The 25,348-nt window shown below is 72.0% G+C and carries 25 protein-coding genes; 7 read left to right on the forward strand and 18 right to left on the reverse strand.

The genetic code is table 11. The features are described from left to right. Positions 1 to 73 precede the first annotated feature (73 nt). The 5 genes from AQI70_RS27020 to infC all read right to left on the reverse strand — a co-directional run bounded on the left by AQI70_RS27020 (position 74) and on the right by infC (position 3,659). Positions 74 to 1,210 carry a sensor histidine kinase gene (locus AQI70_RS27020; RefSeq protein WP_062154541.1) on the reverse strand — a complete coding sequence of 379 codons (1,137 nt, stop codon included), beginning with the start codon at positions 1,208 to 1,210 and terminating at the stop codon, positions 74 to 76. 53 nt (positions 1,211 to 1,263) lie between these two features. Then, on the reverse strand, positions 1,264 to 2,112 hold the full coding sequence (locus tag AQI70_RS27025; RefSeq protein ID WP_062154543.1) for a TrmH family RNA methyltransferase: 849 nt from the start codon (positions 2,110 to 2,112) through the stop codon (positions 1,264 to 1,266). 103 nt (positions 2,113 to 2,215) lie between these two features. Beyond that, the gene (gene rplT / locus AQI70_RS27030; protein WP_004002577.1) at positions 2,216 to 2,599 is read right to left on the reverse strand and encodes a 50S ribosomal protein L20; all 384 of its coding nucleotides are present in this window, start codon (positions 2,597 to 2,599) and stop codon (positions 2,216 to 2,218) included. Between the two features lie 100 nt (positions 2,600 to 2,699). Continuing rightward, a complete protein-coding gene (rpmI, locus tag AQI70_RS27035) occupies positions 2,700 to 2,894 on the reverse strand; it encodes a 50S ribosomal protein L35 (protein ID WP_007829094.1) in 195 nt (64 codons plus the stop codon). A gap of 111 nt (positions 2,895 to 3,005) precedes the next feature. Next, positions 3,006 to 3,659 carry a translation initiation factor IF-3 gene (infC, locus tag AQI70_RS27040; RefSeq protein WP_086026072.1) on the reverse strand — a complete coding sequence of 218 codons (654 nt, stop codon included), beginning with the start codon at positions 3,657 to 3,659 and terminating at the stop codon, positions 3,006 to 3,008. Between the two features lie 361 nt (positions 3,660 to 4,020). On the opposite strand from infC, the gene AQI70_RS27045 reads away from it, so the two are divergent. Beyond that, positions 4,021 to 4,389 carry a DUF1844 domain-containing protein gene (locus AQI70_RS27045; protein ID WP_004002574.1) on the forward strand — a complete coding sequence of 123 codons (369 nt, stop codon included), beginning with the start codon at positions 4,021 to 4,023 and terminating at the stop codon, positions 4,387 to 4,389. Position 4,390: 1 nt separating this feature from the next. Here the strand turns inward: AQI70_RS27045 and AQI70_RS27050 are convergent, their stop codons facing one another. The 4 genes from AQI70_RS27050 to AQI70_RS40710 form a co-directional block, all read right to left on the reverse strand. Continuing rightward, positions 4,391 to 5,122 (reverse strand): SseB family protein, encoded by a 732-nt coding sequence (locus AQI70_RS27050; RefSeq protein WP_062154949.1) that lies wholly within the window; start codon positions 5,120 to 5,122, stop codon positions 4,391 to 4,393. A gap of 156 nt (positions 5,123 to 5,278) precedes the next feature. Further along, complete coding sequence (gene mycP / locus AQI70_RS27055) at positions 5,279 to 6,487, reverse strand: type VII secretion-associated serine protease mycosin (protein ID WP_062154544.1); 1,209 nt, start codon at positions 6,485 to 6,487, stop codon at positions 5,279 to 5,281. Then, a complete protein-coding gene (locus AQI70_RS40705; RefSeq protein WP_279616765.1) occupies positions 6,484 to 8,019 on the reverse strand; it encodes a chromosomal replication initiator protein DnaA in 1,536 nt (511 codons plus the stop codon). The genes mycP and AQI70_RS40705 overlap by 4 nt, the downstream gene beginning before the upstream one ends. Positions 8,020 to 8,179: 160 nt before the next feature. Then, positions 8,180 to 8,302: a hypothetical protein gene (locus AQI70_RS40710; RefSeq protein ID WP_004002570.1), complete on the reverse strand. Its 123-nt coding sequence runs from the start codon at positions 8,300 to 8,302 to the stop codon at positions 8,180 to 8,182. 274 nt (positions 8,303 to 8,576) lie between these two features. Here AQI70_RS40710 and AQI70_RS27065 point away from each other — a divergent pair, with 274 nt between their 5' ends. Further along, positions 8,577 to 9,779 (forward strand): amino acid deaminase/aldolase, encoded by a 1,203-nt coding sequence (locus tag AQI70_RS27065; RefSeq protein WP_062154546.1) that lies wholly within the window; start codon positions 8,577 to 8,579, stop codon positions 9,777 to 9,779. Positions 9,780 to 9,823: 44 nt separating this feature from the next. On the opposite strand, the gene AQI70_RS27070 is transcribed toward AQI70_RS27065, so the two are convergent. Further along, positions 9,824 to 10,540 carry an NADPH-dependent F420 reductase gene (locus AQI70_RS27070; protein WP_062154548.1) on the reverse strand — a complete coding sequence of 239 codons (717 nt, stop codon included), beginning with the start codon at positions 10,538 to 10,540 and terminating at the stop codon, positions 9,824 to 9,826. Positions 10,541 to 10,634: 94 nt separating this feature from the next. Here AQI70_RS27070 and AQI70_RS27075 point away from each other — a divergent pair, with 94 nt between their 5' ends. Continuing rightward, a complete protein-coding gene (locus AQI70_RS27075; protein WP_062154953.1) occupies positions 10,635 to 11,594 on the forward strand; it encodes a helix-turn-helix transcriptional regulator in 960 nt (319 codons plus the stop codon). A 108-nt stretch (positions 11,595 to 11,702) separates the two neighbouring features. Here AQI70_RS27075 and AQI70_RS27080 read toward each other — a convergent pair whose 3' ends face one another. From AQI70_RS27080 to AQI70_RS27090, 3 genes are read right to left on the reverse strand one after another with little or no spacing between them, the layout of a single operon-like run. Further along, a complete protein-coding gene (locus AQI70_RS27080; protein ID WP_062154550.1) occupies positions 11,703 to 12,494 on the reverse strand; it encodes a 3-oxoacyl-ACP reductase in 792 nt (263 codons plus the stop codon). Beyond that, positions 12,491 to 13,864, reverse strand: coding sequence for an aldehyde dehydrogenase family protein (locus AQI70_RS27085; RefSeq protein ID WP_079051499.1), 1,374 nt, complete (start codon positions 13,862 to 13,864; stop codon positions 12,491 to 12,493). Before AQI70_RS27085 ends, AQI70_RS27080 begins: the two co-directional genes overlap by 4 nt. Positions 13,865 to 13,872: 8 nt before the next feature. Further along, complete coding sequence (locus AQI70_RS27090; RefSeq protein WP_062154554.1) at positions 13,873 to 15,237, reverse strand: glutamine synthetase family protein; 1,365 nt, start codon at positions 15,235 to 15,237, stop codon at positions 13,873 to 13,875. An 85-nt stretch (positions 15,238 to 15,322) separates the two neighbouring features. Here AQI70_RS27090 and AQI70_RS27095 point away from each other — a divergent pair, with 85 nt between their 5' ends. The 3 genes from AQI70_RS27095 to AQI70_RS27105 all read left to right on the forward strand — a co-directional run bounded on the left by AQI70_RS27095 (position 15,323) and on the right by AQI70_RS27105 (position 18,398). Then, positions 15,323 to 16,069: a FadR/GntR family transcriptional regulator gene (locus tag AQI70_RS27095; protein WP_062154555.1), complete on the forward strand. Its 747-nt coding sequence runs from the start codon at positions 15,323 to 15,325 to the stop codon at positions 16,067 to 16,069. Positions 16,070 to 16,241: 172 nt separating this feature from the next. Then, the gene (eat, locus tag AQI70_RS27100) at positions 16,242 to 17,684 is read left to right on the forward strand and encodes an ethanolamine permease (RefSeq protein ID WP_062154557.1); all 1,443 of its coding nucleotides are present in this window, start codon (positions 16,242 to 16,244) and stop codon (positions 17,682 to 17,684) included. A 27-nt stretch (positions 17,685 to 17,711) separates the two neighbouring features. Beyond that, entirely contained in the window at positions 17,712 to 18,398 is a 687-nt protein-coding gene (locus AQI70_RS27105) for a gamma-glutamyl-gamma-aminobutyrate hydrolase family protein (RefSeq protein WP_062154559.1), read from the forward strand. 59 nt (positions 18,399 to 18,457) lie between these two features. Here the strand turns inward: AQI70_RS27105 and AQI70_RS27110 are convergent, their stop codons facing one another. Further along, positions 18,458 to 19,381: a LysR family transcriptional regulator gene (locus AQI70_RS27110; protein ID WP_062154561.1), complete on the reverse strand. Its 924-nt coding sequence runs from the start codon at positions 19,379 to 19,381 to the stop codon at positions 18,458 to 18,460. A 71-nt stretch (positions 19,382 to 19,452) separates the two neighbouring features. On the opposite strand from AQI70_RS27110, the gene AQI70_RS27115 reads away from it, so the two are divergent. Beyond that, complete coding sequence (locus AQI70_RS27115; RefSeq protein ID WP_062154563.1) at positions 19,453 to 20,577, forward strand: TDT family transporter; 1,125 nt, start codon at positions 19,453 to 19,455, stop codon at positions 20,575 to 20,577. On the opposite strand, the gene AQI70_RS27120 is transcribed toward AQI70_RS27115, so the two are convergent. From AQI70_RS27120 to AQI70_RS27135, 4 genes are all read right to left on the reverse strand, one after another. Beyond that, positions 20,489 to 21,208, reverse strand: coding sequence for a helical backbone metal receptor (locus tag AQI70_RS27120; protein WP_062154565.1), 720 nt, complete (start codon positions 21,206 to 21,208; stop codon positions 20,489 to 20,491). The two genes, AQI70_RS27115 and AQI70_RS27120, sit on opposite strands and share 89 nt — an antisense overlap. After that, the gene (locus AQI70_RS27125) at positions 21,208 to 21,777 is read right to left on the reverse strand and encodes a helix-turn-helix domain-containing protein (RefSeq protein WP_062154567.1); all 570 of its coding nucleotides are present in this window, start codon (positions 21,775 to 21,777) and stop codon (positions 21,208 to 21,210) included. Before AQI70_RS27125 ends, AQI70_RS27120 begins: the two co-directional genes overlap by 1 nt. A gap of 594 nt (positions 21,778 to 22,371) precedes the next feature. Next, positions 22,372 to 24,171, reverse strand: coding sequence for an ABC transporter permease/substrate binding protein (locus tag AQI70_RS27130; RefSeq protein WP_062154569.1), 1,800 nt, complete (start codon positions 24,169 to 24,171; stop codon positions 22,372 to 22,374). Then, positions 24,164 to 25,237 carry a quaternary amine ABC transporter ATP-binding protein gene (locus AQI70_RS27135; RefSeq protein ID WP_062154572.1) on the reverse strand — a complete coding sequence of 358 codons (1,074 nt, stop codon included), beginning with the start codon at positions 25,235 to 25,237 and terminating at the stop codon, positions 24,164 to 24,166. Before AQI70_RS27135 ends, AQI70_RS27130 begins: the two co-directional genes overlap by 8 nt. Positions 25,238 to 25,348: the final 111 nt, after the last annotated feature.

The raw sequence follows: 25,348 nt of genomic DNA on the forward strand, positions 1-25,348 counted from the left end.
ACACAAAGGTGCCAAAGGCCGAGTCTAACGGGGTTGAGGTAAGCGAATGCGCCCGCGGGGCTCGGTCCGGTTCTCAGGTGAGATACGCCGGTGCCGCCACGGGCAACGTAAATCGGAACTGCGCGCCGCCGCCGGGGGCGCGGCCGACCTCGATGGCGCCGCCGTGCGCCTCGACGATGCCCTTGACGATGTAGAGCCCGAGGCCCGTGCCGCCGCGCTTGCTGCCCCGCCAGAAGCGGGTGAAGACGCGGTCCATGGACTCCTCCGGGATGCCGGGCCCCTCGTCGCTCACGGTGACCGACGTGCCGGTGTCCTCGCCCTCGCGGGGGGACGCCGTGGCCGTGATGTCAATGGTGACCGTTCCGTCGCCGTGCCGCACGGCATTTTCGATGAGGTTGCTGAGCACCTGGTCGATCTTGTCGGGGTCGGCCCACAGGTCGGGCAGCGGCTGCTCGACGCGCAGCAGGAACCGGTCGGCGAGCTGCCCGGCGGCGACGTACGCCTGGATGTGCCGCCCCACGGCCGCGCCGATGTCGACCGGCTGGCGCCGCACCTCCAGTCGCCCGCTGTCGATCCGCGAGATGTCGAGCAGCTCGGCGATGAGCCGGGTGACGCGGTCGGCGTCGGCGTCGACGGTTTCCAGCATGAGCCGCTTCTGGTCGTCGGTGAAGCGTTCCCACTTGGCGAGGAGGGTGGCGGTGAAGCCCTTGACGGAGGTGAGCGGCGAGCGCAGCTCGTGCGCGACGGTGGCGATCAGCTCGGCGTGAGAGCGCTCGGTGCGGCGGCGGGCCTCGGTGTCGCGCAGCGAGACGACGACACGGCATACGGGCCCGGTGGGCTCGCCGCGGACGTAGCGCACCGAGACGAGCACCTCCCGCCCGCCGGGGAGGAGGAGATTGCGCTCGGGCTGCCGACGGCGAATGGCGAGGCCGCCGTACGGGTCGGTCAGCTGCCACCAGCGCCGCCCCTCCAGGTCCTCTAATGGCAGGGCCTTCTCCAGGCGCTGTCCGAGGGCGTCCTCGGCCCGGACGGCGGTGATGCGCTCGGCGGCGGCGTTGAAGCAGATCACGTGCCCGTGCTCGTCGGCGACGACGAGGCCGTCGGGCAGGTCGTCGGGATCGATGCCGAGCTCGGCGAGATCACCGGGACAGGGCGCGGACGGTGGCCGCACATCCCGTGCTCCCGATGCGCTGCTCGTGCCGACACTCATCCCCGTACCCCACCTCTCACGACGGCTTTGGGGCCCCCGAGCTGGTCACACTACTAGCTCTCGGTGACGGTGCGGCACCCACCGGAGGCGCGCTGTGCACGGGCCGACGCATAGAGACATACGGCGGCGGCGGTGGCGAGGTTCAGGCTCTCGGCCTTCCCGTGGATCGGTACGCGCACGACGGCGTCGGCCAGCGCGCGGGTCTCCTCCGGAAGCCCCCAGGCCTCGTTCCCGAACACCCAGGCGGTCGGCCCGCCCATGGTCCCCTTGTCGAGTTCGTCGTCGAGGTCGTCCGTCCCGGCCCCGTCGGCGGCGAGGATCCGTACACCGGCGTCCTTGAGCCTCGCGACGGCCCGCTCGACGGGCACGCCGACGGCGACGGGGAGGTGGAACAGGGAGCCCACGGAGGCCCGTACGGCCTTGGGGTTGTAGAGGTCCACGGACGCGTCGGTCAGGACGACGGCCTCGGCCCCGGCGGCATCGGCGCACCGCAGCACGGTCCCGGCGTTCCCGGGGTCGCGCACATGCGCCAGGACGGCGACGAGCTTCGGCCGGGCGGCGAGGATCTCCTCAAACGGGGTGTCGATGAACCGGCAGACGCCGACGAGCCCCTGCGGGGTGACGGTGGTGGAGATGTCGGCGATGACCTGCTCCGCGGCGAGGTGCAGCCGGGCACCGGCCGCCCGGGCCTCGCCGATGATGTCGGCGTACCGCTCCGCCGCCTCGACGGTCGTGAACAGCTCGACGAGCGTGGACCCGTACGCCGCCGCCTCCCGCACGGCCTGCGGCCCCTCCGCGAGGAACAGCCGCTCCTTGCCCCGGAAGTTCCGCTTGGCGAGCCGCCGGGCGGCGGAGACGCGGGGGGAACGGGGGGAGATCAGCTCGGGGCTGGTGGGGGCCATGGAGGTTCACCTTGGGGTTCTGAAGTTCACGGACACAGCAGGACCCGCAGGCCTCCTCGGCCTGCGGGTCCCTTCAGTCACGTCGGCCTGGAGCCGCGGAGCGTCACGCAGCCTTCGGCGCGTTGACGTCGCTCGGCAGCGCCTTCTGCGCCACCTCGACCAGCGCCGCGAAGGCGCCCGCGTCGTTGACGGCCAGCTCGGCCAGGATCTTGCGGTCCACCTCGACGTTGGCGGCCTTCAGACCCTGGATGAAGCGGTTGTACGTGATGCCGTTGGCGCGGGCAGCGGCGTTGATGCGCTGGATCCACAGCTGGCGGAAGTCACCCTTGCGCTTCTTGCGGTCGTTGTAGTTGTAGACCAGCGAGTGGGTGACCTGCTCCTTGGCCTTGCGGTACAGACGCGAACGCTGACCGCGGTAGCCGGAGGCCTGCTCGAGGATCGCCCGGCGCTTCTTGTGGGCGTTGACTGCCCGCTTGACGCGTGCCACTTTTTAACTCCTTGTAGCGGGGCCGTGGTTGCACTCACACGGCCCGGAAACGATTGGGTCCCGGTCCAGACGTACGGCGCTCAAGCAAGCGCCGCGTACATCACTTGCCGAGAAGCTTCTTGATCTTCTTGGCGTCGCCCGGGGCCATCTCGGCGTTGCCGGTGAGGCGACGCGTCAGACGGGACGACTTGTGCTCGAGCAGGTGGCGCTTGCCGGCGCGCTCACGGAGCACCTTGCCGGAGCCGGTGACCTTGAAGCGCTTGCTGGCACCGCTGTGCGACTTGTTCTTCGGCATAGCGCCGTTCTCTCCTCGTCGGTGGCGCTCCGGTGCCCGGTCACAAAAACCGGGCACGTGGGAGCGTCGCTCTTGTTTCGGTTACGTCCTGGGGACTTGCGTCCCCCGGGATCACGCCTCGGCGGAAGCCTCGGCAGGCGCCTCGGCGTTCACAGCGTCCGCGTCCGCGGCGTTCTGCGACTTGCCGGGGTTGGCCTTCGCTTCTGCCTTGCGGGCTTCCTGCGCCTGGCGGGCCTCGGCCATCGCCTCGGTCTTCTTCTTGTGCGGACCGAGAACCATGATCATGTTTCGGCCGTCCTGCTTCGGGTTCGACTCGACGAAACCGAGGTCCTGGACGTCCTCCGCGAGGCGCTGCAGCAGTCGGTAGCCCAGTTCGGGACGGGACTGCTCGCGACCACGGAACATGATCGTGATCTTGACCTTGTCGCCCTGCTTGAGGAACCGGACGACGTGACCCTTCTTGGTGTCATAGTCGTGCGGGTCGATCTTCGGCCGGAGCTTCATCTCCTTGATGACCGTGTGCGCCTGGTTCTTGCGCGCCTCACGGGCCTTCATGGCCGACTCGTACTTGAACTTCCCGTAGTCCATGAGCTTGCACACGGGCGGACGGGCGTTCGCCGCGACCTCGACCAGGTCCAGGTCGTACTCCTGCGCAAGCTCCAGGGCCTTGGCCAGCGGGACAATGCCCACCTGCTCGCCACTGGGACCGACAAGTCGCACCTCGGGAACGCGAATCCGGTCGTTGATGCGGGGCTCGGCGCTGATGGATCCTCCTCGGTTAGCACCACGCGGCGGTCTGGCGGACAGCCGCGTACGTCTGTTTCGTAAGACCTAACCGCGCCGAAGCAGAAAAAATGCCCCGGACGATCACCAGCGGGGCTCCAAAACACTACCGGAGCACCGCCGCGATGATCGCGGGGCGCGATTTCGGGCGACTCCATCGTCCGTACGGAACGATGGTGGCCGCCTGACCGGGTGACCCGCCATCCCGGAGGACGGTCAGGTGGGAGATCGGAGCCTCCACTTGTGGGCTGGATACATGGGTGTCCAGCCGGTCGTTACACAAGGTTAGCAGCAAGCCGGGGGTGGCGCTAACCGGCGTGGTCCGGGGCCTATCGTGTGAGGCATGACTGACACCTCCGCCTCGGACGGCCCCGAGAACCCCGACTTCGACGAGATGACCCGCGACATCGCCGAGGTCCCCGCCGTCGAGGTGATCGTGACGGTCGCCGTCAACCTGATGAGCGCCGCCGCCGTGAAACTCGGTCTGACCGAGGAGGGCGACAAGTACAAGGACCTGGACGAGGCCCGCAAGCTGGTGCACGCCCTCGCCGGTCTGCTGGACGCGAGCGCGACCGAGATCAGCTCGTTCCACGCGGCGCCGCTGCGCGACGGCCTGAAGTCGCTGCAGCTGGCCTTCCGCGAGGCGTCGATCGTCCCGGACGAGCCGGGTCAGGGGCCGGGCGAGAAGTACACCGGCCCCGTCTACGGCTAGGTCACCCGCGTACGTACAGGGGCTCGCCCGGTGGCGTCGCCTCGGTCGGCAGCAGTGCCAGGTCGAGGCCGCGCACCAGGCGGGCCCTCAGCGTTTCGTCGGCGGCGAGGCGCTCCGCCACCGCGCGCGCGGCCCGGGCCGGGGGCACGGCCGGGTCCAGTACGAGGGCCAGGGTGCCGTCGGCCTGCCCGGGCCCGAGGTGGGCGCGCAGGACGGCGGGCTCGACGGCGACGGCGCCGCGTACGGCCGCCACGACGGCCGGGTCGGCGAGCGGGTCGGTCGTCGTACGGCCCTCGGCGAGGGCGAGGAGCGCGCGGCCCGTCAGCTCGTACGGGACCGGACCGGCCAGGTCCAGCACGATCGTGTCCGCCTTCTCGTGCGCCGCGGCCTGCAGGGCCTGGTGCAGGGGTACGGCGACGGGGCGGGCCGCCGGGTCCCAGCGGGCGAGTGCGTCGGTGGACGTGAAGGCGGGCAGGGCGGTGCGGGCGCCGGCCTTCAGGGTGGGTACGGCCATGTCGCTGGTCTTCTCGCGGCGCAGCCCGTTCTCGTCCTCCTCGACCTCGCCGAGCACGGCCACGACGGGGACGAGCAGCCGGGCGTCCTTGAGCGCCGCCAGGACGGGGCCCTCGGCGGTGCGGTCCTCCGCCCAGGCGGCGAGCGCCGCGCTCAGCCGGGGATCGGCGGAGCCGTCGTCCTCGGAGAAGGGAGAGTCGGGAATGTTCTTGTTCGCCACGGTCACCGACCCTATCGGGGGGCTGCTGCCGCGCCGGTACGGCCCCGGAAACCCGCCTGTGACGCGCTTCACCGGACGTGTCGGCGCTGTGGCGGTGTTCGCCGGGGAGGGGGCTTCCGGCTCCCCGGGCATGTCCACGTCCACGTCGTCGGCCGCTCAGAAGTCGTAGCGTTCGCGGCGTCCGCGCAGCACCACGACCGCCGAGATCAGCAGGATGCCGCCCGCGCCGCCCGCGAGCACGGCGGTCCAACTGGTCGTGTCGTCATCCGACTTGGCGGCATCAGGTCCCGAGCCGAAGTACTGCTCGTCGTACGCCGCCGGCTGTAGGCCCTTCGGCTTGATGGTCTCGGCCTTCTTGATGGCGGCCGCCGGGTCGATGAAGCCGTAGCCGCGGGAGTCGTCGCGGCCGTCGGCGGGGGCGTCGCGGGCCGTGTCCTCCAGGAGCTTCTTGATCTGGGCCGGGGTCAGGCCGGGGTGGGCGGCCTTGATCAGGGCCACGGCTCCGGAGACGAAGGCGGCGGCGGCGCTGGTGCCCCAGCCCTCGTAGTACTTGTGGTCGGGGTCGGCGATGACGACATCGACGCCGGGGGCGCTGACCGTGGCGTACCAGCGGCGGGTGGAGAAGGAGGCGCGGGTGCCGTAGCGGTCGACGGCGGTCGCGGCGATGACGCCCGGGTAGGCGGCCGGGTAGGAGATGCGGTCGCCCTTCTCGCCGCCGTTGCCGGCCGAGGCGACGACCACGGCGCCCTTCTTCAGGGCGTACTGGACGGCCTCGTCCTCGCCCGCTTCGGGGTGGGCTGACTTGGAGTCGTCGCCGAGGGAGAGGTTGATGACGTCGGCGCCGTGGTCGGCGGCCCAGCGGATGCCTTCGGCGAGGGCGTTGCCGCGGGTGCTGCGGGCCTTGGCGCGGGCGCGGTCGCCGTCCTCCAGGATGACGCGGACGGGGAGGATCTTGGCCTCCGGGGCGATGCCCATGACGCCGTCGCCATTGCCGGCGCCGTGTCCGTGCCCGGCGATGATGCCGGCCATCGCGGTGCCGTGCCGGGCCCAGGCGCGGTCGCCGGGCTCGGCGCCGAAGCCGACCATGTCCTGGCCCTCCAGGACGTTGCCGACCAGGTCGGGGTGGTCGGCCTCGACGCCGGTGTCGAGGACGGCGACGGTGACGCCCTTGCCCTTGGTGGTCTGCCAGGCCTCCTGGGTGCGCATGGCGTCCAGGGCCCACTGGCGGGCGCGTATCGCGTCGGCGTGCGCGGTGGTGGGCGGGACGAGGGCGATGGAGGCGGCGAGGAGGCCGCCGAGCAGCCCGGTGCGCCGGGTCACGAGGGGCCGCCTCCTGTTCTCGTCCCTGTTTCCGACGGTGCTCATGACGGCTGCTCCGAGGCCGAGCTGACGTTCTTGCGGAGGGCTCGTTCGATGCGGTCGGCGAGGCCCTGTGCCTCATGGCCGAGGCCGGCCTGGGCGACGGCTGAGGTGGCGCCGGACCGCATGGCCTCCTCGGCGGGCTCGGGTTCGTCGACGGTGCGGGCGTCGGCCCAGCCGGAGACGGCGAAGACGACGACGGGTGCGTCGGTGAGGACCGAGATGGTCCAGGAGGCGCGTTGTTCCTGGCCGAATCCGGCGGCGACCGTGCCCTTGGCGGCGTAGGGGCGGGGCATCAGGTCGGTGCGGCGGTCGAGGCCCTCCTTGGTGAACCGGGTGCCGAGCGAGCCCATGGCGGCGGTGTCGGCCTTGGTGAACAGCAGGCCCACGGTGGTGACGTAGCTCTGGGTGGCGTCGGTGTAGGTGGCGCGCAGGAGGCGCTCGCAGCCGACGGGGGCGAGGACCTTGCGCAGCAGCGGGTCGAAGGCGTTCGTACAGCCGCTGTCCGGGGCGACGGCGATCCGCGTCCAGGTGCGGTCGGCGCCGCCGGGTCCCGCGCCCTGCCCGGCGACGGTGGGCGGGAAGAGCCGGTCGACGGGAACGCTGTGCCACAGGCCGCCCGCCTCGGCGAAGCTGTCCCGGGCATCGCCGTCGCCCGGTTCGCCGACCAGCCAACTCCCGGTCGCGGCCCCGCCGATGAGTCCGAGCCCGAGCACCACACAGGCGGCGGCCGCGGCGGTACGGGACCGGATCCTGGCGCCGAGGGGCCGGGGCCGCACGTTCTCGCCGTACCCCTCGGGCTCCCCGAACGACACGATGGGCCGCCCGGCGCCCGGGGCCCCGCCGGGGGTCATCGGGGCGCTCCAGGAGAGGGAAGGGTCCGGGGACGACGGAGCGGCGCCCGGGTGCCCGGCGGACTGCGCCGGCATCGCAACGCCGCCCACACGGCCGGCGGGGGCGGCACCCGGGCGGGTGGCCGGTCTCGCGGGGATGGGGGCGGAACGCCGGGCGTGACCGGGGTCCGGCTGGGGAGGCGCGTCGGCGGAACCCCGCGGGGAGGACGGGCGGTTGGCGGATTCGGGCGACGGGTCCCCGGGGATGGGGCGGAGCCGGAAGGTCGTCTCCGCCGCGGTCTCGGCGGGGGCGCCCGTACGGCGCTGCCGCGAGGGCCGCTCCGCCGGGCGGGGCGGTGTACCGCCGGGCGTGGCCTGGCCGGCGCCCTGGGGATACGACGCCGCGTCCCCCTCCGGACGCCCGGCCGGCGGCGGCGCGTCCGGGAAGCGCGCCGAGGCACGGGGCGGTGGCGGGGACATGGGCTCGCTGGTCCCGGAGTCCGGGACGCGCGGGTTCGGGAAGCGCTGCGGGGTGGCGGGGGCGGCGGACGTGGCGCGGGCGGGGTCGGTGTCGCCGGTGCGCCGGGGCGACGGCGCCGCGGCCGAGCCGTCACCACCCCTCGCGGACCCCGGTGTCGCGGCGGCCTGGCCGCGTGCGGGCAGGTCAGCGGCCGAGGCCGGCCGCACGCCGACACCGCCGCCCACCGGCCCCTCTGGCCCCGAACCCGCTCCACCGCGGAAACCACCGGGCGCCGAGCCCGGTCCACCGCCGACACCGCCAGGCACCGAGCCCTCCGTTCGCGCAATCCCGCCGGTCACGCGTGAGGTCGCGGCGCCCGGGCCATCCGTCTGCTCACCCCGCGTGTCACCGGCCGTCGGCGGCTGCGCGGGTCTCGGCGGTGTCGTGGGGCGGGGCGGGACGGCAGGCGGTGGGGGTGTCGTCGGGCGCGGGGGAACGGGGGCGCGGCGCGCTTCCGTGCTCATGCACCCCCCGTTTCCTTGTGCCCGGGCCCGCCCTCGACGCGGGCCGTGGTTCAGTGGTCCGTCTGCCCGGCCCGGCGCGGACTCGTCCGACCAGGCACGCATACCCGCACGCGCGGAGCGTCATCCCGGCGCGGCCGACCGGTCGGGAGCGTCCCCACATACGTTCGCGTCACTCTACGGCTTGATCCCGGGCGAACGGGAACCAGTCCGCGACCCCGTGCACATCTGCCCGGAACATCCCCCTACCCTGCGGTAATCCTGCATGGCAGGCTTCGTTCATGACTGCGCGCGCCGCCGACCGGGCCCGTTACGACCGGGCCACCGCCCATCTCGACGCCCCCCTCGCGATCGTGGACCTGGACGCCTTCGACGCCAACGCGGACGACCTCGTCCGCCGCGCCGGCGGGAAGCCGATCCGCGTCGCCAGCAAGTCCGTACGCTGCCGGGCCCTGCTGGAACGGGTGCTCGCCAAGGACGGGTTCGCGGGTGTCATGTCCTTCACGCTCGCCGAGTCCCTGTGGCTGGCACGGTCCGGGTTCGACGACGTCCTGCTCGCCTATCCGTCCGCCGACCGGGCCGCGTTCGCCGAGCTCACCGGTGATCCCAAGCTCGCCTCCGCCGTCACCGTGATGATCGACGACCCGGCACAGCTCCGGCTCATCGACGACGCCCGGGAGGGCGGGCGGGAAGTGGTGCGGGTCTGCCTGGAGTTGGACACCTCGCTGAAGCTGCTCGGGGGGCGGGTGCGCGTCGGCGCCCGGCGTTCGCCGCTGCACTCCCCCGCCCAGGTCGCCGACATGGCCAGGGCCGTCGCCCGGCGGCCGGGGTTCGAGGTCGTCGGCATCATGGCGTACGAGGGGCACATCGCCGGGGTCGGGGACGCCGTGGCGGGGCGGCCGTTGCGGTCGCGTGCCGTGCGGCTGATGCAGGCAGCCGCCCGCCGGGAGCTCGCGGAGCGGCGGGCCGAGGTGGTGCGGGCGGTGCGGGCCGTGGCGCCGGGGCTGGAGTTCGTCAACGGCGGTGGGACCGGCAGTGTGCAGTTCACCGCCGCCGAGGACTGTGTCACCGAGATCGGGGCCGGGTCGGGGCTGTACGTCCCGCGGCTGTTCGACAACTACACGTCCTTCAGCGGGCGTCCGGCCGCGCTGTTCGCCCAGCCCGTGGTGCGCCGGCCGGGGGTCGGGGTGGTGACCGTGCTCGGTGGCGGGTATCCGGCCTCCGGTGCGGCGGGGCACGACCGGCTGCCGGTGCCGTATCTGCCCGAGGGGCTGCGCTACGACCCCCAGGAGGGGCCCGGCGAGGTGCAGACGCCGCTGCTCGGCTCCCCCGCCGACGATCTGCTGATCGGCGACAAGGTGTGGTTCCGGCACGCCAAGGCCGGTGAGCTGTGCGAGCGGTTCGACTCGCTGCACCTCGTCGAGGGCGACTCGGTGACGGCGACCGTGCCGACGTATCGGGGCGAGGGCCACACGTTCTTGTAGCGCGTTCCTGCGGCTCAGCCCTGCAGCTCGGTCCTGCGGCTCGGTCAGCGCACGACCTTGATGCCGAAGTGGCCGCCGAACTGATGGCCCAGGCCGAAGCCGATGGCAGAGTGCATATGGGCGTACATCTCCATGCCGCGGGCGCACACGAGCGGGCCGAGGTCGAGGACGTCGGTCCAGCCGTAGGAGTTCAGCAGTTCGGTGGTCTGCTGCTTGGCGTCCGCGTGGTCACCGGCGACGAACATGGTGTGGTCGCCGCCGCCGATGATCTTGGGGTCGACGACGGTGGTCTGCTCCTGGGTGACGAAGGACTTGACGACCTTCGCTTCCGGCAGGGCGCGCTGGATCTGCTCGGCGAGGCTGTCGGTGTCGCACGGGTCCAGCTTCGGCATGATCCCCCACGGCGTGGGCCACGGGTGCTCCGGCTGGTGCCGGTAGATGTACGGCACCGCGTAGTCGATGAGCGTCTTGCCGGCCAGCTGTGCGGCGAGCGGGGCCAGGGCCGCGACGGCGTTGTGGCCGTCGATGCCGTTGATGACGGGCTCGCCGCGGGCGGCGGCGTCACCGAAGGTGTGCAGTTCGATGCCGGGGTGCTCGGAGAGGAACTGCTTGAAAGGCGGGGTGCCCATCATGTCCGGCTCGGTACGAGCCAGCGTGGCCTGCGGGTCGCGGGTGCCGACGTGGATCTCGTGACCGAGGTCGGCGAGCTTGGCGATGTGGGCGCGGACACCGCCACCGGTACCGAGAACAGCGATCTTCATGGGGAAACCTCCCGTTTTGCTCCGTGTGGACGGCACCCACGGTAGGGGGGTTTCAGGACAGGTTCTGTCCTTTGACACAGGCATCATGGAATTCATGACGAGCGACATGACCGCCCGCATGCTGCGACTGCTGTCCCTGCTGCAGACGCGGCGGGAATGGTCCGGCGCCGACCTCGCCGAACGGCTCTCGGTGACCGTCCGTACCGTCCGCCGCGACATCGACCGGCTGCGCGATCTGGGCTACCCCGTCGACAGCGCCCGCGGACACGCCGGCGGCTACCGCCTCGTCCCGGGTGCCGACCTGCCGCCGCTGCTCCTCGACGACGACGAGGCCGTCGCCATCGCCGTCGCCCTGCGCACCGCCGCCGGCGGTCCGACCGGTATCGAGGAAACCGCCCTGCGCGCCCTGGCCAAGCTCGAACAGGTCCTCCCCCGCCGTCTGCGCGGCCGGATCACCGCCCTGCAGAGCGCAGCCTCCGGCATCACCTGGGAGACCCGCGGCCCGCGCGTCGACCCCGCGCTCCTGTCGACGCTCGCGATCGCCTGCCGCGACCACGAGATCCTCACCTTCGACTACGCCTCCCGCCACGGCACCACCGGCCGGCGCCGTGCGGAACCCTGTCACCTGGTCGACTCCGGTGGCCTGTGGTACCTCCTCGCCCACGACACCGACAAGGACGACTGGCGCCTGTTCCGCCTCGACCGCGTCAGCGATGCCCTGCCCACCGGCCGGCGCGTTCCCTCCCGCCCGGTGCCCGGCGGTGACCCCGCCGCCTTCGTCGCCGCCCGTCTCTCCGCGGCCCCCACCCGGTACCGCGCCGTCGCCACCGTCCGCGCCCCCGCCGACCGCGTCCGCGCGCTCGTCCCGGGCCTGGCCACCCGTCTGAAGCCCATCGACGACAGCACCTGCCGTCTCGACGCCTCCGACGACCACCTGCCCCGTATCACCCGGACCCTCGCCGGCCTCGACGCCGGCTACACCCTCGACGCCGACCCCGACGTCCTCGACGACCTTCGCCGCGCCGCGCACCGCATCCTGCGCGCCACCGGATAACCCCGGCACCGGCGGCCCCCGAATGGTCGGGACCGCCGGTGCCGGGGACTACAGGGCCGGGGACTACAGGGCCGGGGACTACAGGGCCGGGGACTACAGGGCTGGTGACTACAGCGGAGTGACGTACGCCCCCGAGATGCCGCCGTCGACCAGGAAGTCGGTGGCGTTCACGAAGGAGGAGTCGTCGCTGGCCAGGAAGGCGACGGCGGCGGCGATCTCCTCGGCCTCGGCGAACCGGCCGACCGGGATGTGGACGAGCCGGCGGGCGGCGCGCTCCGGGTCCTTGGCGAACAGCTCCTGGAGGAGCGGGGTGTTGACCGGGCCGGGGCACAGGGCGTTGACCCGGATGCCGTCGCGGGCGAACTGCACGCCCAGTTCGCGGGACATGGCCAGGACGCCGCCCTTGGAGGCCGTGTAGGAGATCTGCGAGGTCGCCGCGCCCATCCGGGCCACGAAGGACGCCGTGTTGATGATGGAGCCCTTGCCCTGCTGCCGCATGTACGGGATGGCGGCCTTGCAGCACAGGTAGACGGAGGTGAGGTTGACCTCCTGGACGCGCTTCCAGGCCTCCAGGCCGGTCTCCAGGATGGAGTCGTCGTCGGGCGGCGAGATACCGGCGTTGTTGAAGGCGATGTCGACGCTGCCGTAGGTGTCGTAGGCGGTCCTGAACAGCGCCTCGACCTGCTCGGGGTCGGTGACGTCGACCTTCACGAAGATCCCGCCGACCTCCTCGGCGGCCGCCTTGCCGCGCTGCTCGTCGACGTCGCCGCAGACGACGTGGGCACCCTCGGAGGCGAGCCGGCGGGCGGTGGCGAGGCCGATGCCGCTGCCTGCTCCGGTGACGACGGCCGTACGGCCGACCAGGCGACGGCAGATGTTTTCCGCGGTGGAAGAGGTCACTGTGCGGGGCCTTCCGTGCTGATGAAGACGTTCTTGGTTTCGGTGAAGGCGGCCAGGGCGTCCGGGCCCAGCTCGCGGCCGATGCCGGACTGCTTGAAGCCGCCGAAGGGGGTCCAGTAGCGGACGCTGGAGTGGGAGTTGACGGACAGGTTGCCCGCCCGGACCGCCTGGGAGACGCGCAGGGCGCGGCCGACGTCACGGGTCCAGATGGAGCCGGAGAGGCCGTAGTCGGTGGCGTTGGCGAGGGCCACGGCCGCCGCCTCGTCCTCGAAGGGGAGGACGACGGCCACGGGTCCGAAGACCTCCTCCACGGCCACGCGCGCGTGCGGGTCGACGCCGGTGAGGACGGTGGGCGGGAACCAGAAGCCGGGGCCCTCGGGGGCCTTGCCGCGGATGCCGTCGGCGCCCGGGTCGACGTAGGAACGCACTCGCTCCAGCTGGGCCTTGGAGATCAGCGGGCCCATCTGGGTCTGCTCGTCGGCCGGGTCGCCGACCGTCACCGCCTCGATCGCGGGGCTCAGCAGCTCCAGGAAACGGTCGTAGACGGAGCGCTGGACGAGGATGCGGGTGCGGGCGCAGCAGTCCTGGCCGGAGTTGTCGAGGAAGGACATCGGCGCGGCGGCCGCGGCGGCTTCGAGGTCGGCGTCGGCGAAGACGATGTTGGGGCTCTTGCCGCCGAGTTCGAGGGTGACGCGCTTGAGAAGGGCGGAACCCTTTGCCAACACCTGTTTGCCCACGACTGTTGACCCGGTGAAGACGATCTTCGCTACGCCCGGGTGCTCGACGAGGGCGTTGCCCGTGACGGGGCCGTGGCCGGGCAGGACCTGGAACAGGCCCTCGGGAAGCCCGGCCTCCAGGGCGAGTTCGGCCAGCCGGAGGGCGGTGAGGGGGGTGGTCTCGGCGGGCTTGAGGACAACCGCGTTGCCCGCCGCGAGCGCCGGGGCCGTCCCCCACGCCGCGATCGGCATCGGGAAGTTCCAGGGGGCGATCACCCCCACGACGCCGAGCGGTTCGAGGATGGTGACGTCCAGGCCGCCGGGAACCGGGATCTGCCGTCCGGTCAGCCGCTCCACTCCGCCGGCCGCGTAGTCGAGCAGATCGCGGACGTTGCCCGCCTCCCAGCGGGCGTTGCCGATGGTGTGACCGGCCTCGCGGACCTCCAGCCGGGCGAGTTCTTCGAGGTGTTCGTCCACCTTGACCGCGAAGCGGCGCAGCAGCCGGGCGCGTTCGCCTGGCGCGAGGGCGGCCCACCGGGTCTGGGCCCCCGTCGCGCGCACGACCGCCGCGTCCACGTCGGCCGCGGTGGCGGCGGGAACGGTGGCGACGACCTCTTCGGTGGCCGGATTGAGTACCTGGAGCTGGTCGGACAAGAAGGGCCTCACATGCGTTCGAAGGAGCGGCGGAGCTCCCAGTCGGTCACCGCGGCGTCGAAGGCGTCCAGCTCGACGCGCGCCATGTTGCGGTAGTGGGCGACGACCTCGTCGCCGAAGGCGGCCTTGGCGATGGGGCTGTTCTCCCAGAGTTCGGCGGCCTCGCGCAGGGTCGTGGGCACGTGCTCGAAGTCGGCGGCGTAGGCGTTGCCGGGGCAGGGCTCGGGCAGCTCCAGCTTCTGCTCGATGCCGTACAGACCGGCCGCGACCAGTCCGGCCACGGCCAGGTGCGGGTTGACGTCACCGCCGGGCAGCCGGTTCTCGAAGCGCAGGGAGCGGCCGTGGCCGACGACGCGCAGGGCGCAGGTGCGGTTGTCGTAGCCCCAGGCGACTGCGGTCGGGGCGAAGGAGCCCGGCTGGAACCGCTTGTAGGAGTTGATGTTGGGGGCGTAGAGGAGGGAGAAGTCCCGCAGCGCGGCGAGCTGGCCGGCGAGGAAGTGCCGCATGACGTCCGACATGCCGCCCGGCCCCTCTCCGGGCATCACGTTGTTGCCGTCGGCGTCCGCGAGGGAGAGGTGGATGTGGCAGGAGTTGCCCTCGCGCTCGTTGTACTTGGCCATGAAGGTGATCGAGACGCCCTCCTGGGCGGCGATCTCCTTGGCACCGGTCTTGTAGATGGCGTGCTGGTCGCAGGTGACGAGAGCGTCGTCGTACTTGAAGGCGATCTCGTGCTGGCCGGGGTTGCACTCGCCCTTGGCGGACTCGACGGTGAGGCCCGCGCCCGCCATCTCGTTGCGGATACGGCGCAGCAGGGGCTCGATCCGGCCGGTGCCGAGCACCGAGTAGTCGATGTTGTACTGGTTGGCCGGGGTCAGGCCCCGGTAGTTGGCGTCCCAGGCCTGCTCGTAGGTGTCCTTGAAGACGATGAACTCCAGCTCGGTGCCGACCTTGGCGGTGTACCCGAGCTCGGCGAGGCGCTCCAGCTGGCGGCGCAGGATCTGGCGGGGTGCGGCGACCACGGGCGAGCCGTCGTTCCAGGCGAGGTCGGCGACGAGCATGGCCGTACCGGCGTTCCAGGGGACGCGGCGGAGGGTGGCCAGGTCGGGGTGCATGGCGAAGTCGCCGTAGCCGCGGTCCCAGGAGGACATGGCGTAGCCGTCGACGGTGTTCATCTCGGTGTCGACGGCGAGGAGGTAGTTGCAGCCCTCGGTGCCGTGGTGCAGGACCTCGTCGAGGAAGAACCGGGCGGCGAACCGCTTGCCCTGGAGCCGCCCTTGCATATCGGGAAAGGCCAGGACGACAGTGTCGATCTCACCGCCCGCGACGAGGGCGTGCAGCTCCTCGACGCTCAGCGGGGGTGTGCGGTCTGCCACGGGAGAGCCTCCTTCGGCACCTTCGGTCAGCCGGAAGCCATAAGGTATTGCCAAGGACCATTAATTGGGAAGGGGGTTCCGCCACATGCCGCAGGCGGACACGGAGCACGGGGCGCCCGGGGCCGACGACCGGCTGACGTCGGTGCTGCGGCCGGTGCGGGCCGGCAACGGCTTCGAGGAGGCCCTGGAGCAGATCCTCCAGGTCGTACGGCTGGGCCTGGTGCCGGGCGGCGAGCGGCTCCCGGCCGAGCGGGAGCTGGCCGACCGGCTCGGGATCAGCCGGGTGACCCTGCGCGAGGTCCTGAAGGTGCTCCAGGACCAGGGCCTGGTCGAGTCACGGCGCGGACGCTACGGCGGCACCTTCGTGCTGCCCCGCCCCCACACCCCCGGCGAGGAGGAGCTGCGCCGCCGCCTGAAGGACGTCGACGTCGAGGACACGCTGCGCTTCCGCGAGGTGCTGGAGGTGGGCGCGGCCGGGCTGTGCGCGGCGCACGGGCTCGACGAGGAGCAGGCGGACCGGCTCCGCGGGGCCCTGGCGCGCACGCACGACGCCCCGCTCGCCGAGTACCGCCGCCTGGACACCCTGCTGCACCTGACGCTCGCCGAGCTGTCCGGCTCCCCCACACTCACCGCCCAGTACGCGGCCGTACGCGCGATCGTCAACGACCTGCTCGACTGCATCCCGCTCCTCGTACGCAACCTGGAGCACTCCCAGCGGCAGCACACCGCGCTGGTGGAGGCCGTGATCGAGGGCAACGCCGAGTGCGCGCGGGAGATCATGCGCGAGCACTGCGGGGGCACGGCGGCACTGCTGCGCGGCTTCCTCGGCTGAGCCTTGGCCCGCTCCCGGCGGGCCGAGGATTTACCGGCGATTAACGCACGGGTATTGCCATCCCCCGACCGACACCGCAAAGGTATGGATCCATTCCTTTGAGCCGGAGCTCGGTCGACCCCACCGTGCCCGGAACTGCCCGGTGTCCGTCACCCCGTGGGGAGTCCAACCCATGTCCCAGGAATCCACAAGCCAAAGCGCCGCCGAGGCGGACGACTATCTTCAGCGCAGGACACTGCGCCGCGGCAGCGCCGGCTGGGTGCTGCTGACCGGTCTCGGCGTCGCCTACGTCGTCTCCGGCGACTACTCCGGCTGGAACTTCGGCCTGGCCGAAGGCGGCTTCGGGGGCCTGGCGATCGCCATGGTGCTCATGGGCGCGATGTACGCCTGCATGGTCTTCGCCCTCGCCGAGCTGTCCTCGATCCTGCCCACGGCGGGCGGCGGCTACGGCTTCGCCCGCCGGGCCCTCGGCCCGTGGGGCGGCTTCCTCACCGGTACGGCGATCCTCATCGAGTACGTCCTCGCGCCCGCCGCCATCGTCATCTTCATCGGCGACTACGTCGAGTCGCTGGGCCTGTTCGGCCTGGAGTCCGGCTGGCCGATGTACCTGGTCTGCTTCGCGATCTTCCTCGGCATCCACCTCTGGGGCGTCGGCGAGGCACTGCGCTTCAGCTTCGTCGTCACCGGCATCGCGGTCGTCGCCCTGATCGTGTTCGCGCTGGCGGCACTGCCCGACTTCTCCTTCTCCTCGCTGGACGACATCCCGGTCGACTCCTCGGCCGCCGGGTCGAGCTCCTGGCTCCCCTTCGGGCTGCTCGGCATCTGGGCGGCGTTCCCCTTCGGCATGTGGTTCTTCCTGGGCGTCGAGGGCGTGCCGCTGGCCGCCGAGGAGACCAAGGAGCCGGCCCGTACGCTCCCGAAGGCGATCCGCTGGTCGATGGGCATCCTGGTGGTGCTGGCGGTGGTGACGTTCTTCGCCGCGGCCGGCGCGCGCGGCTCCGCGGCCATCCAGGAGGCCGGCAACCCGCTGGTGGAGGCGCTCCAGCCGGACGGCGAGGCGACGACGCTGAGCCGGATCGTGAACTATGCGGGCCTGGCCGGCCTGGTCGCGTCGTTCTTCTCGCTGATCTACGCCGGCTCGCGCCAGCTGTTCGCCCTGTCCCGGGCGGGCTATCTGCCCCGCTTCCTCTCCCTCACCAGCCGCCGCAAGGCGCCGTATCTGGGCCTGCTGGTGCCCGGCACGATCGGCTTCCTGCTGGCGGCGGTCTCGGGGGACGGCGCCCGGATGCTGAACATCGCGGTCTTCGGCGCGACCATCTCCTACGCGCTGATGTCCCTGTCGCACATCGTGCTGCGCCGCCGCGAGCCGGAGCTCGCGCGGCCGTACCGTACGCCGGGCGGGGTGCTGACCTCCTCGGTCGCCCTCGTGCTGGCCTGTGCGGCGCTGGTGGCGACGTTCCTGGTGGACGTGACGGCGGCGCTGATCGCGCTCGCGGTGTACGCCGTGGCCGTCGCCTACTTCGGTCTGTACAGCCGTAAGCGTCTGGTGGCGAAGGCTCCGGAGGAGGAGTTCGCGGCGCTGGCGGCGGCCGAGGCAGAGTTGGCACGGGACTGAACTCTTCGCTGCGAAGGAGCATGGAGCATCGTGGTCAGGCCGTTGATCGGTGTCAGCACCTATCTGGAGTCGGGTGCGCGCTGGGGCGTGTGGGAGCTGGACGCGGCGCTGCTGCCGGCCGGTTATCCGCGGCTGGTGCAGCGGGCGGGCGGCCTCGCCGCGATGCTCCCGCCGGACGACCCGGCGCACGCGGCCGCGGCCGTCGCCCGGCTGGACGGGCTGGTGATCGCGGGCGGTCCGGACGTGGAGCCCGTACGGTACGGCGCGCAGCGCGAGCCGCGGACGGGGCCGCCGGCCCGGGAACGGGACGCGTGGGAGCTGGCCCTGATCGACGCGGCGTTGGCCGCTGGGGTGCCGCTGCTGGGGATCTGCCGGGGGATGCAGTTGCTGAACGTCGCGCTCGGCGGCACGCTCGTGCAGCACATCGACGGGCATGCGGAGGTGGTGGGCGTTTTCGGCGGCCACACGGTCAAGCCGGTGCCGGGGAGCCTGTACGCCGATGTCGTGCCGGAGGAGACGTCGGTGCCGACGTATCACCACCAGGCCGTGGACCGTCTGGGTACGGGTCTGGTGGCGTCGGCGTATGCGGCGGACGGGACGGTCGAGGCCGTTGAACTGCCGTCCGCGGACTGGGTGTTGGGGGTGCAGTGGCATCCGGAGATGGGGGACGATCTGCGGGTGATGCGGGGGTTGGTGCGGGCCGCGGGTGGCTGACGGGAGGATCCTCGCCCGCGCCGCCCCTACCTGCCCCTCCCGTCCCGGCGGAGGGAAAACTACGCCCGCGTCAGCGACAGCAGGTCGCGGGCCGGGCCCACCGGGCGATGGCCCGTCGGCCACACCGCCCGCAGATCCCGCGCCAGGGACACACCCGCCACCGGCACACTCACCAGCCGCCGCATCGACAGCTCCTCACCCACGGCGAGCTCGCTCAGCACCGCCGGCCCCGCCCCGCTCACCACGGCCGCCTTCACCGCCGTCGTCGAGGACAGCTCGATCAACGGGCGCGCCAAGCCCCCCAGCGCGGCATCGAGGACCTGCCGGGTGCCCGAGCCCTTCTCCCGCAGGATCAGCGGGGTCGCCGCGAGCTCGGACGCCTCCAGCGGGCTTCGGCGGCGGGACCACACGTGGCCCGGCGCGGTCACCACGATCAGGTTGTCGTGGGCGATGACCACCGAGTCCAGCCCCGTCGGAACCGTCAGCCCCTCCACGAACCCCAGGTCCGCCTCGTCCGCCAGCAGCCGCTCCGCCACCACCGTGGAGTTCCCGGCGAGCAACGACACCGCCGTGTCCGGGCGCTGGGCGCGCAGCGCGAGGAGCCAGCCCGGCAGCAGGTACTCCGCGATCGTCATGCTCGCCGCCACCCGCAGCCGCGAGTCACGGCGGTCCCGCAACGCCTGCGCACCCGCGTCGAAGGCCTCCGCGGCCTCCACGACCCGCCGGGCCCAGTCCGTCACCAGCGCCCCGGCGTCCGTGAGCCGGGAACCCCTCGGTGACCGGTCCACCAACGCCACTCCCAGCTGGCGTTCCATCGACCGGATCCGGCTGCTAGCCGCCGGCTGAGTGATCCCCAGTTCCCGCGCCGCCCCGCCCAGACTGCCGAGCCGCGCCACCGCCAGCAACAGCTCCAGAGCCCCGAGGTCGGGGACTCGATGTGATAGGGATCCCGCGCGAAACTGCCCCTCCGCCGCCTGTGTCATAAGCCCAGTTTATGTGGCCATAGAGGCAAAGTCCCTGGTGGCAGGTGCGGGGGCAGGCGACGCTGGGTTGCATGGTCACCGCCGTCCGTCATCTCGGGCCCAACTGGTACGCCTCCGTCATGGGCACCGCCGCCGTCGCCACCGCTGGAGCCGCGCTGCCGCTGCACCTCCCCGGCCTGCGCACCGTCTGCACGGCCGTCTGGGCCCTTTCCCTCGCCCAGCTCGTCACCCTGCTCGGCGCCCGCGCCCTGCACTGGGCCCGCCACGGCGACCAGGCCCGCGCCCACCTCCTCGACCCGGCCACCGCGCCGTTCTACGGCTGCCTGGCCATGGCCCTGTCGGCCGTCGGCGGTGGTGCCCTGACCGTCGGCCGGGACTGGATCGGCACGGGGGCGGCGGTCGCGCTCGACGCCGTGCTGTTCACCGCCGGTACGGTCGTCGGGCTGGCGGCCGCCGTCGCCGTGCCGTACCTCATGGCCGTACGCCATCGCATCGAGCCGTCGCAGGCCACACCCGTGTGGCTGTTGCCGCTCGTCGCACCCATGGTGTCCGCCGCGCTCGGGCCGCTCCTGGTGCCGCATCTGCCGCCCGGGCAGGCCCGCGAGACGCTGCTGCTCGCCTGCTTCACGATGTTCGGGCTGAGTCTGCTCGCCACCCTGCTGATGCTGCCGCTGGTGTTCGCCCGGCTGATCACCGGCGGTCCCCTGCCGCTCGCCCTCACCCCGGCCCTGTTCCTGGTGCTGGGTCCGCTCGGGCAGTCCACCACCGCCGTCGGCCTGTTCGCGGACGTCGCGCCGGGCGTGGTTCCGGACCCGTACAGCGCGGGCTTCGGCGTGCTCGCCGTGCTCTACGGGGTGCCGGTCATGGGCTTCGCGCTCCTGTGGTTCGGCCTCGCCACCGCCCATGTGCTGCGCGCCCGGCGGCACGGCATGGGCTTCACGATGAGCTGGTGGGCGTTCACCTTCCCGGTCGGCACCTGTGTCACCGGCGCCGGGGCGCTGGCCCGGCACACCGGGCTCGTCGTGTACGACGGGCTGGCGATCGGGCTGTACGCCGTCCTCGTCGCCGCGTGGGCCGTCGTCGCCGCGTGCACCGTGCGGGGTGTGCTCAGCGGAGCGCTGCTCGCAGGGCCTCGGACAGCACCCGCGGTGCCTCGGCGAGTGACGGGCCGTACCACGTCAGGTGTCGTCCGCTGACCAGCGCGCACGGCAGTCCGGGGAACGCCTCCGGGCCGTCGTCGGCCGTGAAGCGGTACGGCTCGTCGGGGAGGACGACGACGTCCGGGGCCGCCGCCCGCAGTGCGTCCAGCGGGATGCGCGGGTAGCGGTCCTCGTGCGTCGCGTACAGGTGGTCCACGCCGAGGCGGGCCAGTACGTCGCCCGCGAAGGTGTCGCGGCCCAGCACCATCCAGGGGCGCCGCCAGACGGGGACCACGGCCGTCGTACGGCGTTCCGGGGCCGGCAGCGAGGACCAGGTCCGCTCCGCCTCGTCCAGCCACCGCGGGCGTCCCCGCGCCCCGCAGGCCTCCAGCACGCGCGCCAGCTCCCGGAAGGCCTGCGGCACGTCCCGTACCTCGGTCAGCAGGACCTCGGTCCCGGCCGCGCGCAGGGCTGCGAGGTCGGGCTCGCGGTTCTCCTCCTCGTTGGCGATCACCAGGTCGGGGGCGAGGGCGACGATCTTCTCGACCGCGGGGTTCTTGGTGCCGCCGACACGGACGACGTCCAGGCCCGCGGGATGGCTGCACCAGTCCGTGGCGCCGACCAGGGCACCGGGGGCCGTGACGGCCACGGCCTCCGTCAGGGACGGCACCAGGGAGACGACACGCATCAGCGCCCCGGCCGGTCCCGGACCGCCTCGATGTGCTCGGCCACCGCGACGACGATCACGCGGGTGTCCGGCACGGTCGCCCGCCAGCGGTGGCGGACCCCGCCGGTGAGGTACAGGGTGTCGCCGCGGCCGAGGCGGTAGGCGCGGCCCTCCGCCTCGATCTCCACGGCGCCGTCGGCGACGTACATCAACTGGTCGTTGCGGTACTGGAATTCACGGCCCGCGTCATGGTCGCCGGTGAACTCCGAGGCGTGCATCTGATGGTGACCGCGCACCAGGGAACGCGCCCGTGGCTCCGGCGCCAGCTCTATGGTGTCGGCGCGTACGACGTCGACGCTGCACGCCGGGTCGGCGGCGGCGAGGAGTTCCACGGCGGTCGTACGCAAGGCGTCGGCGACCTTTTCGAGGGAGCTTCTGCTGGGGCGTGCCCGGTCGTTCTCGACCTGGCTCAGGAAGGGCACCGACAGGCCGCTGCGCTCGGCCACGACGGCGAGGGTGAGCTCCAGCGCACGGCGCCGCCGCCGCACGGCCGCGCCCACTCGAAGGGGCTGTTCTTTGTGGTCGCCCATCGCTCCGGCTCCCTCCTTCGCTCGTCGGTCCGCTGTTCTCACGCCCGCCGCCCGGCGCGCACCTTCTTTTGGCTTCTCTGCACCCTACGCATGTTCGGCAAACCGTTTCATGCGCCCGTCACATCGACGACACGTCAGGGGGAGCACGACCTCACACTTCGCGCCAGGGACACGGCCTGCCGGGAACCGCCGAGCGGCCCCGGGCCGCACCGCCTCCCGATCAGTACGAGCCGCGCGCCTCTCGGTTCAATGCGCCGGCGCTCCCCGGTGTTCCCTCCCTCCGCCAGGGCGGGGCGCCTGGTCAGGCGGGTGATCGGGGGTTTGGTGCCGGGTCGTGGAAGGGGAGCTCGTGACCTCGGGTCGGCGAGGCCGGGCTCGGGTGGTGGCGTAGCGCTCTGTGGTTGGCCTGATCCTTTTCGTAGCCGAGGCCCGCCTTCGTCTCCGGCTGTCAGCCGCGCGTCGTCGCGGGTGTCCCGGACCGGAGACATACGGAAATGGCAGCCGGAACACACCGGCTGCCATTCCGCACGGGCGCCCTGTCGAACGGCGCCCTTTTGAACGGGCGTCATTTCGAACGGGCGTGATCTCCGGCTCTCAGGACACCGGAGCCATCTTGTCCTCGATACCGGGATGGGCGTCCAGCCAGGTGCGCGCCGACTCCTTCTCGTTCCCGGCGCCGCCCTTCTGGATCGCCACCTCCAGCGAGGCCAGCTGCTCCTCGGTGAGCTTGAAGTCCTTCAGCCAGCCGGCCAGCTCAGGGAATTCGTCACTGAATCCCTTCCTGGCCACCGTGTGAATCTGTTCGCCCTTGCCCCAGGCACCCTCGGGGTCCTTGAGTTTCTTCAGGTCGTACTTCCCGTACGCCCAGTGCGGCGACCACAGCGTGACCACGACCGGTTCCTTCTTCTTGATGGCCCGGTCCAGTTCGGCGAGCATCGACGAGGTGCTCGACGACACCACCTTGTACTCGCCCTGCAGCCCGTACGCCTTCAGCACCCGGCTGTTCAGCGTCCCCATCATCCCGGCGCTGGCCTCGATACCGATGATCTTCCCGCCGAACTTCGCCGACTGCCCCTTGAGGTCCGCCAGGGAGTCGACCCCCTTCACATACGACGGAACCGTCAGCTCCAGGGAGGTCGGGCCGTACCAGGAACCGAGGTCCTCCAGCCGGGAGCCGTACTTGTCCCAGTACGCCTTGTGCGTCGTCGGCAGCCACGCGTCCAGCTGGACGTCCATCTGTCCGCCGGCGAGGGAGCTGTAGAGCGGGCCGGGGTCGAGCTGCCTGACCTTGGGCCGGTAGCCGCGGTCTTCGAGGACGTTCTGCCAGAGATAGGTGGCGGCGATGGCCTCGTCCCAGGGGAAGTAGCCCAGATCGACGGTCTTGCCCGCGTCCCTGCCCTGACGGCCGTTCGCGGTCGCCTCGGCGTCGCCCGAGCCGGCCCAGTTCAGGCCGCCCGCGACCAGGGCGAGCACGACGACGCCGACGACGGCCACGGCGCCCGCGGGGCGGTAGTGGACGAGCGCGGAGCGCCGCGCGGCGGCGGCCTTGGCGAGCGCGCGCCGGCCGAGCGGGGACACCCGCTCGTTGAGGGCGCCCGTCATACGGTCGAGGTACATCGCCAGGATCACCACGGCGACGCCGCTCTCGGCCGCCAGCCCCACCTTGAGCTGGGTGATCGCGGAGTAGACCTGTTCGCCGAGGCCACCCGCCCCCGCCATGCCGCCGATGACGACCATGGACAGAGCCAGCATGATCACCTGGTTGACGCCGGCCATGATCGTCGGCAGGGCCAGGGGCAGCTGCACACGGGTGAGCCGGTCGCGCGGGGAGGTGCCGAACGCCGTGGCCGCCTCGACCAGTTCGGGGTCGACCTGACGGATGCCGAGCTCCGTCATGCGCACACCCGGCGGCATGGCGAAGATGATCGTCGCGAGCAGGCCCGGGGTGGAGCCGACGCCGAAGAACATGACGCCGGGGATGAGGTAGATGAAGGCCGGCATGGTCTGCATGACATCGAGCACCGGCCTCAGCAGGGAGCTGACCCGTTTGCTCCCCGCGGCCCAGATGCCGAGCGGCACGGCGATCACCACGGTGATGACCGCGGCCACGAGCACGAGCGACAGCGTGTCCATCGCGTCCTGCCACAGCCCGAGCGCGTCGATGAGCGCGAGCCCGACGAAGGCAAGGACGCCGGGCAGGAGACCGCGCAGCCAGGCGGCGATCACGGCGAGGATGGCGGCCATCAGCAGCGGCTCGGCGCCGCCGAGCACGGCCACGGCACCGTCGTACATGCCGTCGAGCACCACATTGACGAGATCGAAGAGCCAGCCCAGGTGCGACTGCAGCCAGTCGACCGCGCTCTCCACCCAGTCGCCGAAGTGGATCCTAGGCACGGGCGATCACCTTCTCCCCGCGGTCGCAGGCCGGGGCTTCGCCCCGCTCGTCGCCGAGCAGGCCGACGAGACGCTGCCGCGGTACGACACCTACGAGCTCGCGACCGGCGTCGAGGACGGCGACCGGGTGGCTGAGCCGCGCGCTGATCGCGCACAGCTCGGTGAACGGCGTCTCGGGCGTGGCCGTCTCGCAGCCGCAGTCCGCCTCGTCGCCGCGTATGTCGGTGTCCATGACGGCGCCCGCAGTCAGTACGCGGGAGCGGTCGACGTCCTGGATGAAGGAGGCGACATAGTCGCCCGCCGGACGCAGCAGGATGTCCTCCGCCGTGCCGGTCTGGACGATACGGCCGTCGCGCATGACGGCGATCCGGTCGCCGAGGCGCATGGCCTCGTTGAGGTCGTGGGTGATGAAGACGATGGTCTTCTTCAGGGTGCGCTGGAGTTCGAGCAGCTGGTCCTGCATGTCACGGCGGATCAGCGGGTCGAGCGCGCTGAAGGACTCGTCCATGAGCAGCAGGTCGGCGTCGGTGGCGAGGGCGCGGGCGAGGCCCACGCGCTGCTGCATGCCGCCGGACAGCTCGTCGGGCCAGGACTTCTCCCAGCCCGCCAGGCCGCACAGCTCCAGGGCCTCGGCGGCGCGCTTCTCGCGCTCGACGCGGGGCACGCCCTGGACACTGAGGCCGTAGGCGGCGTTCTCCAGGACGCTGCGGTGCGGGAAGAGCGCGAAGTGCTGGAAGACCATGCTGATCTTCTTGGCGCGGACCTCGCGCAGCTCGCGGTCACTGATCGCGGTCAGGTCCTGGCCGTCGAAGCGGACATGACCCGCGGTCGGCTCCAGGAGCCCGTTGAGCATCCGCAGCAGGGTGGACTTGCCGGATCCGGACAGGCCCATGACGACGAAGATCTGGCCCGGTTCCACGGTGAAGGAGGCGTCGATCACGGCGGCGGTGGTGCCGTCGGCGCGCAGCTCCTCCCGGTCGGCTCCCTGGCGGAGCCGCTCGACGGCCTCGTCCGGTCGTCTGCCGAACACCTTGTAGAGATGTTCGGCCTCAAGCCTGGCTGACACGGGTACCTCTGTTCTCGACGGCAGATGAAAGAAGCGACAGGCGCAACAGTTGCGCCAGTGGCGTCACTCCGGAGGCGCGCCTGCCCTGGTTCCCGGAACACAAACGCACAA

It is taken from the genome of Streptomyces curacoi (assembly GCF_001513975.1).
GTDB classification, from domain to species: Bacteria; Actinomycetota; Actinomycetes; order Streptomycetales; family Streptomycetaceae; genus Streptomyces; species Streptomyces curacoi.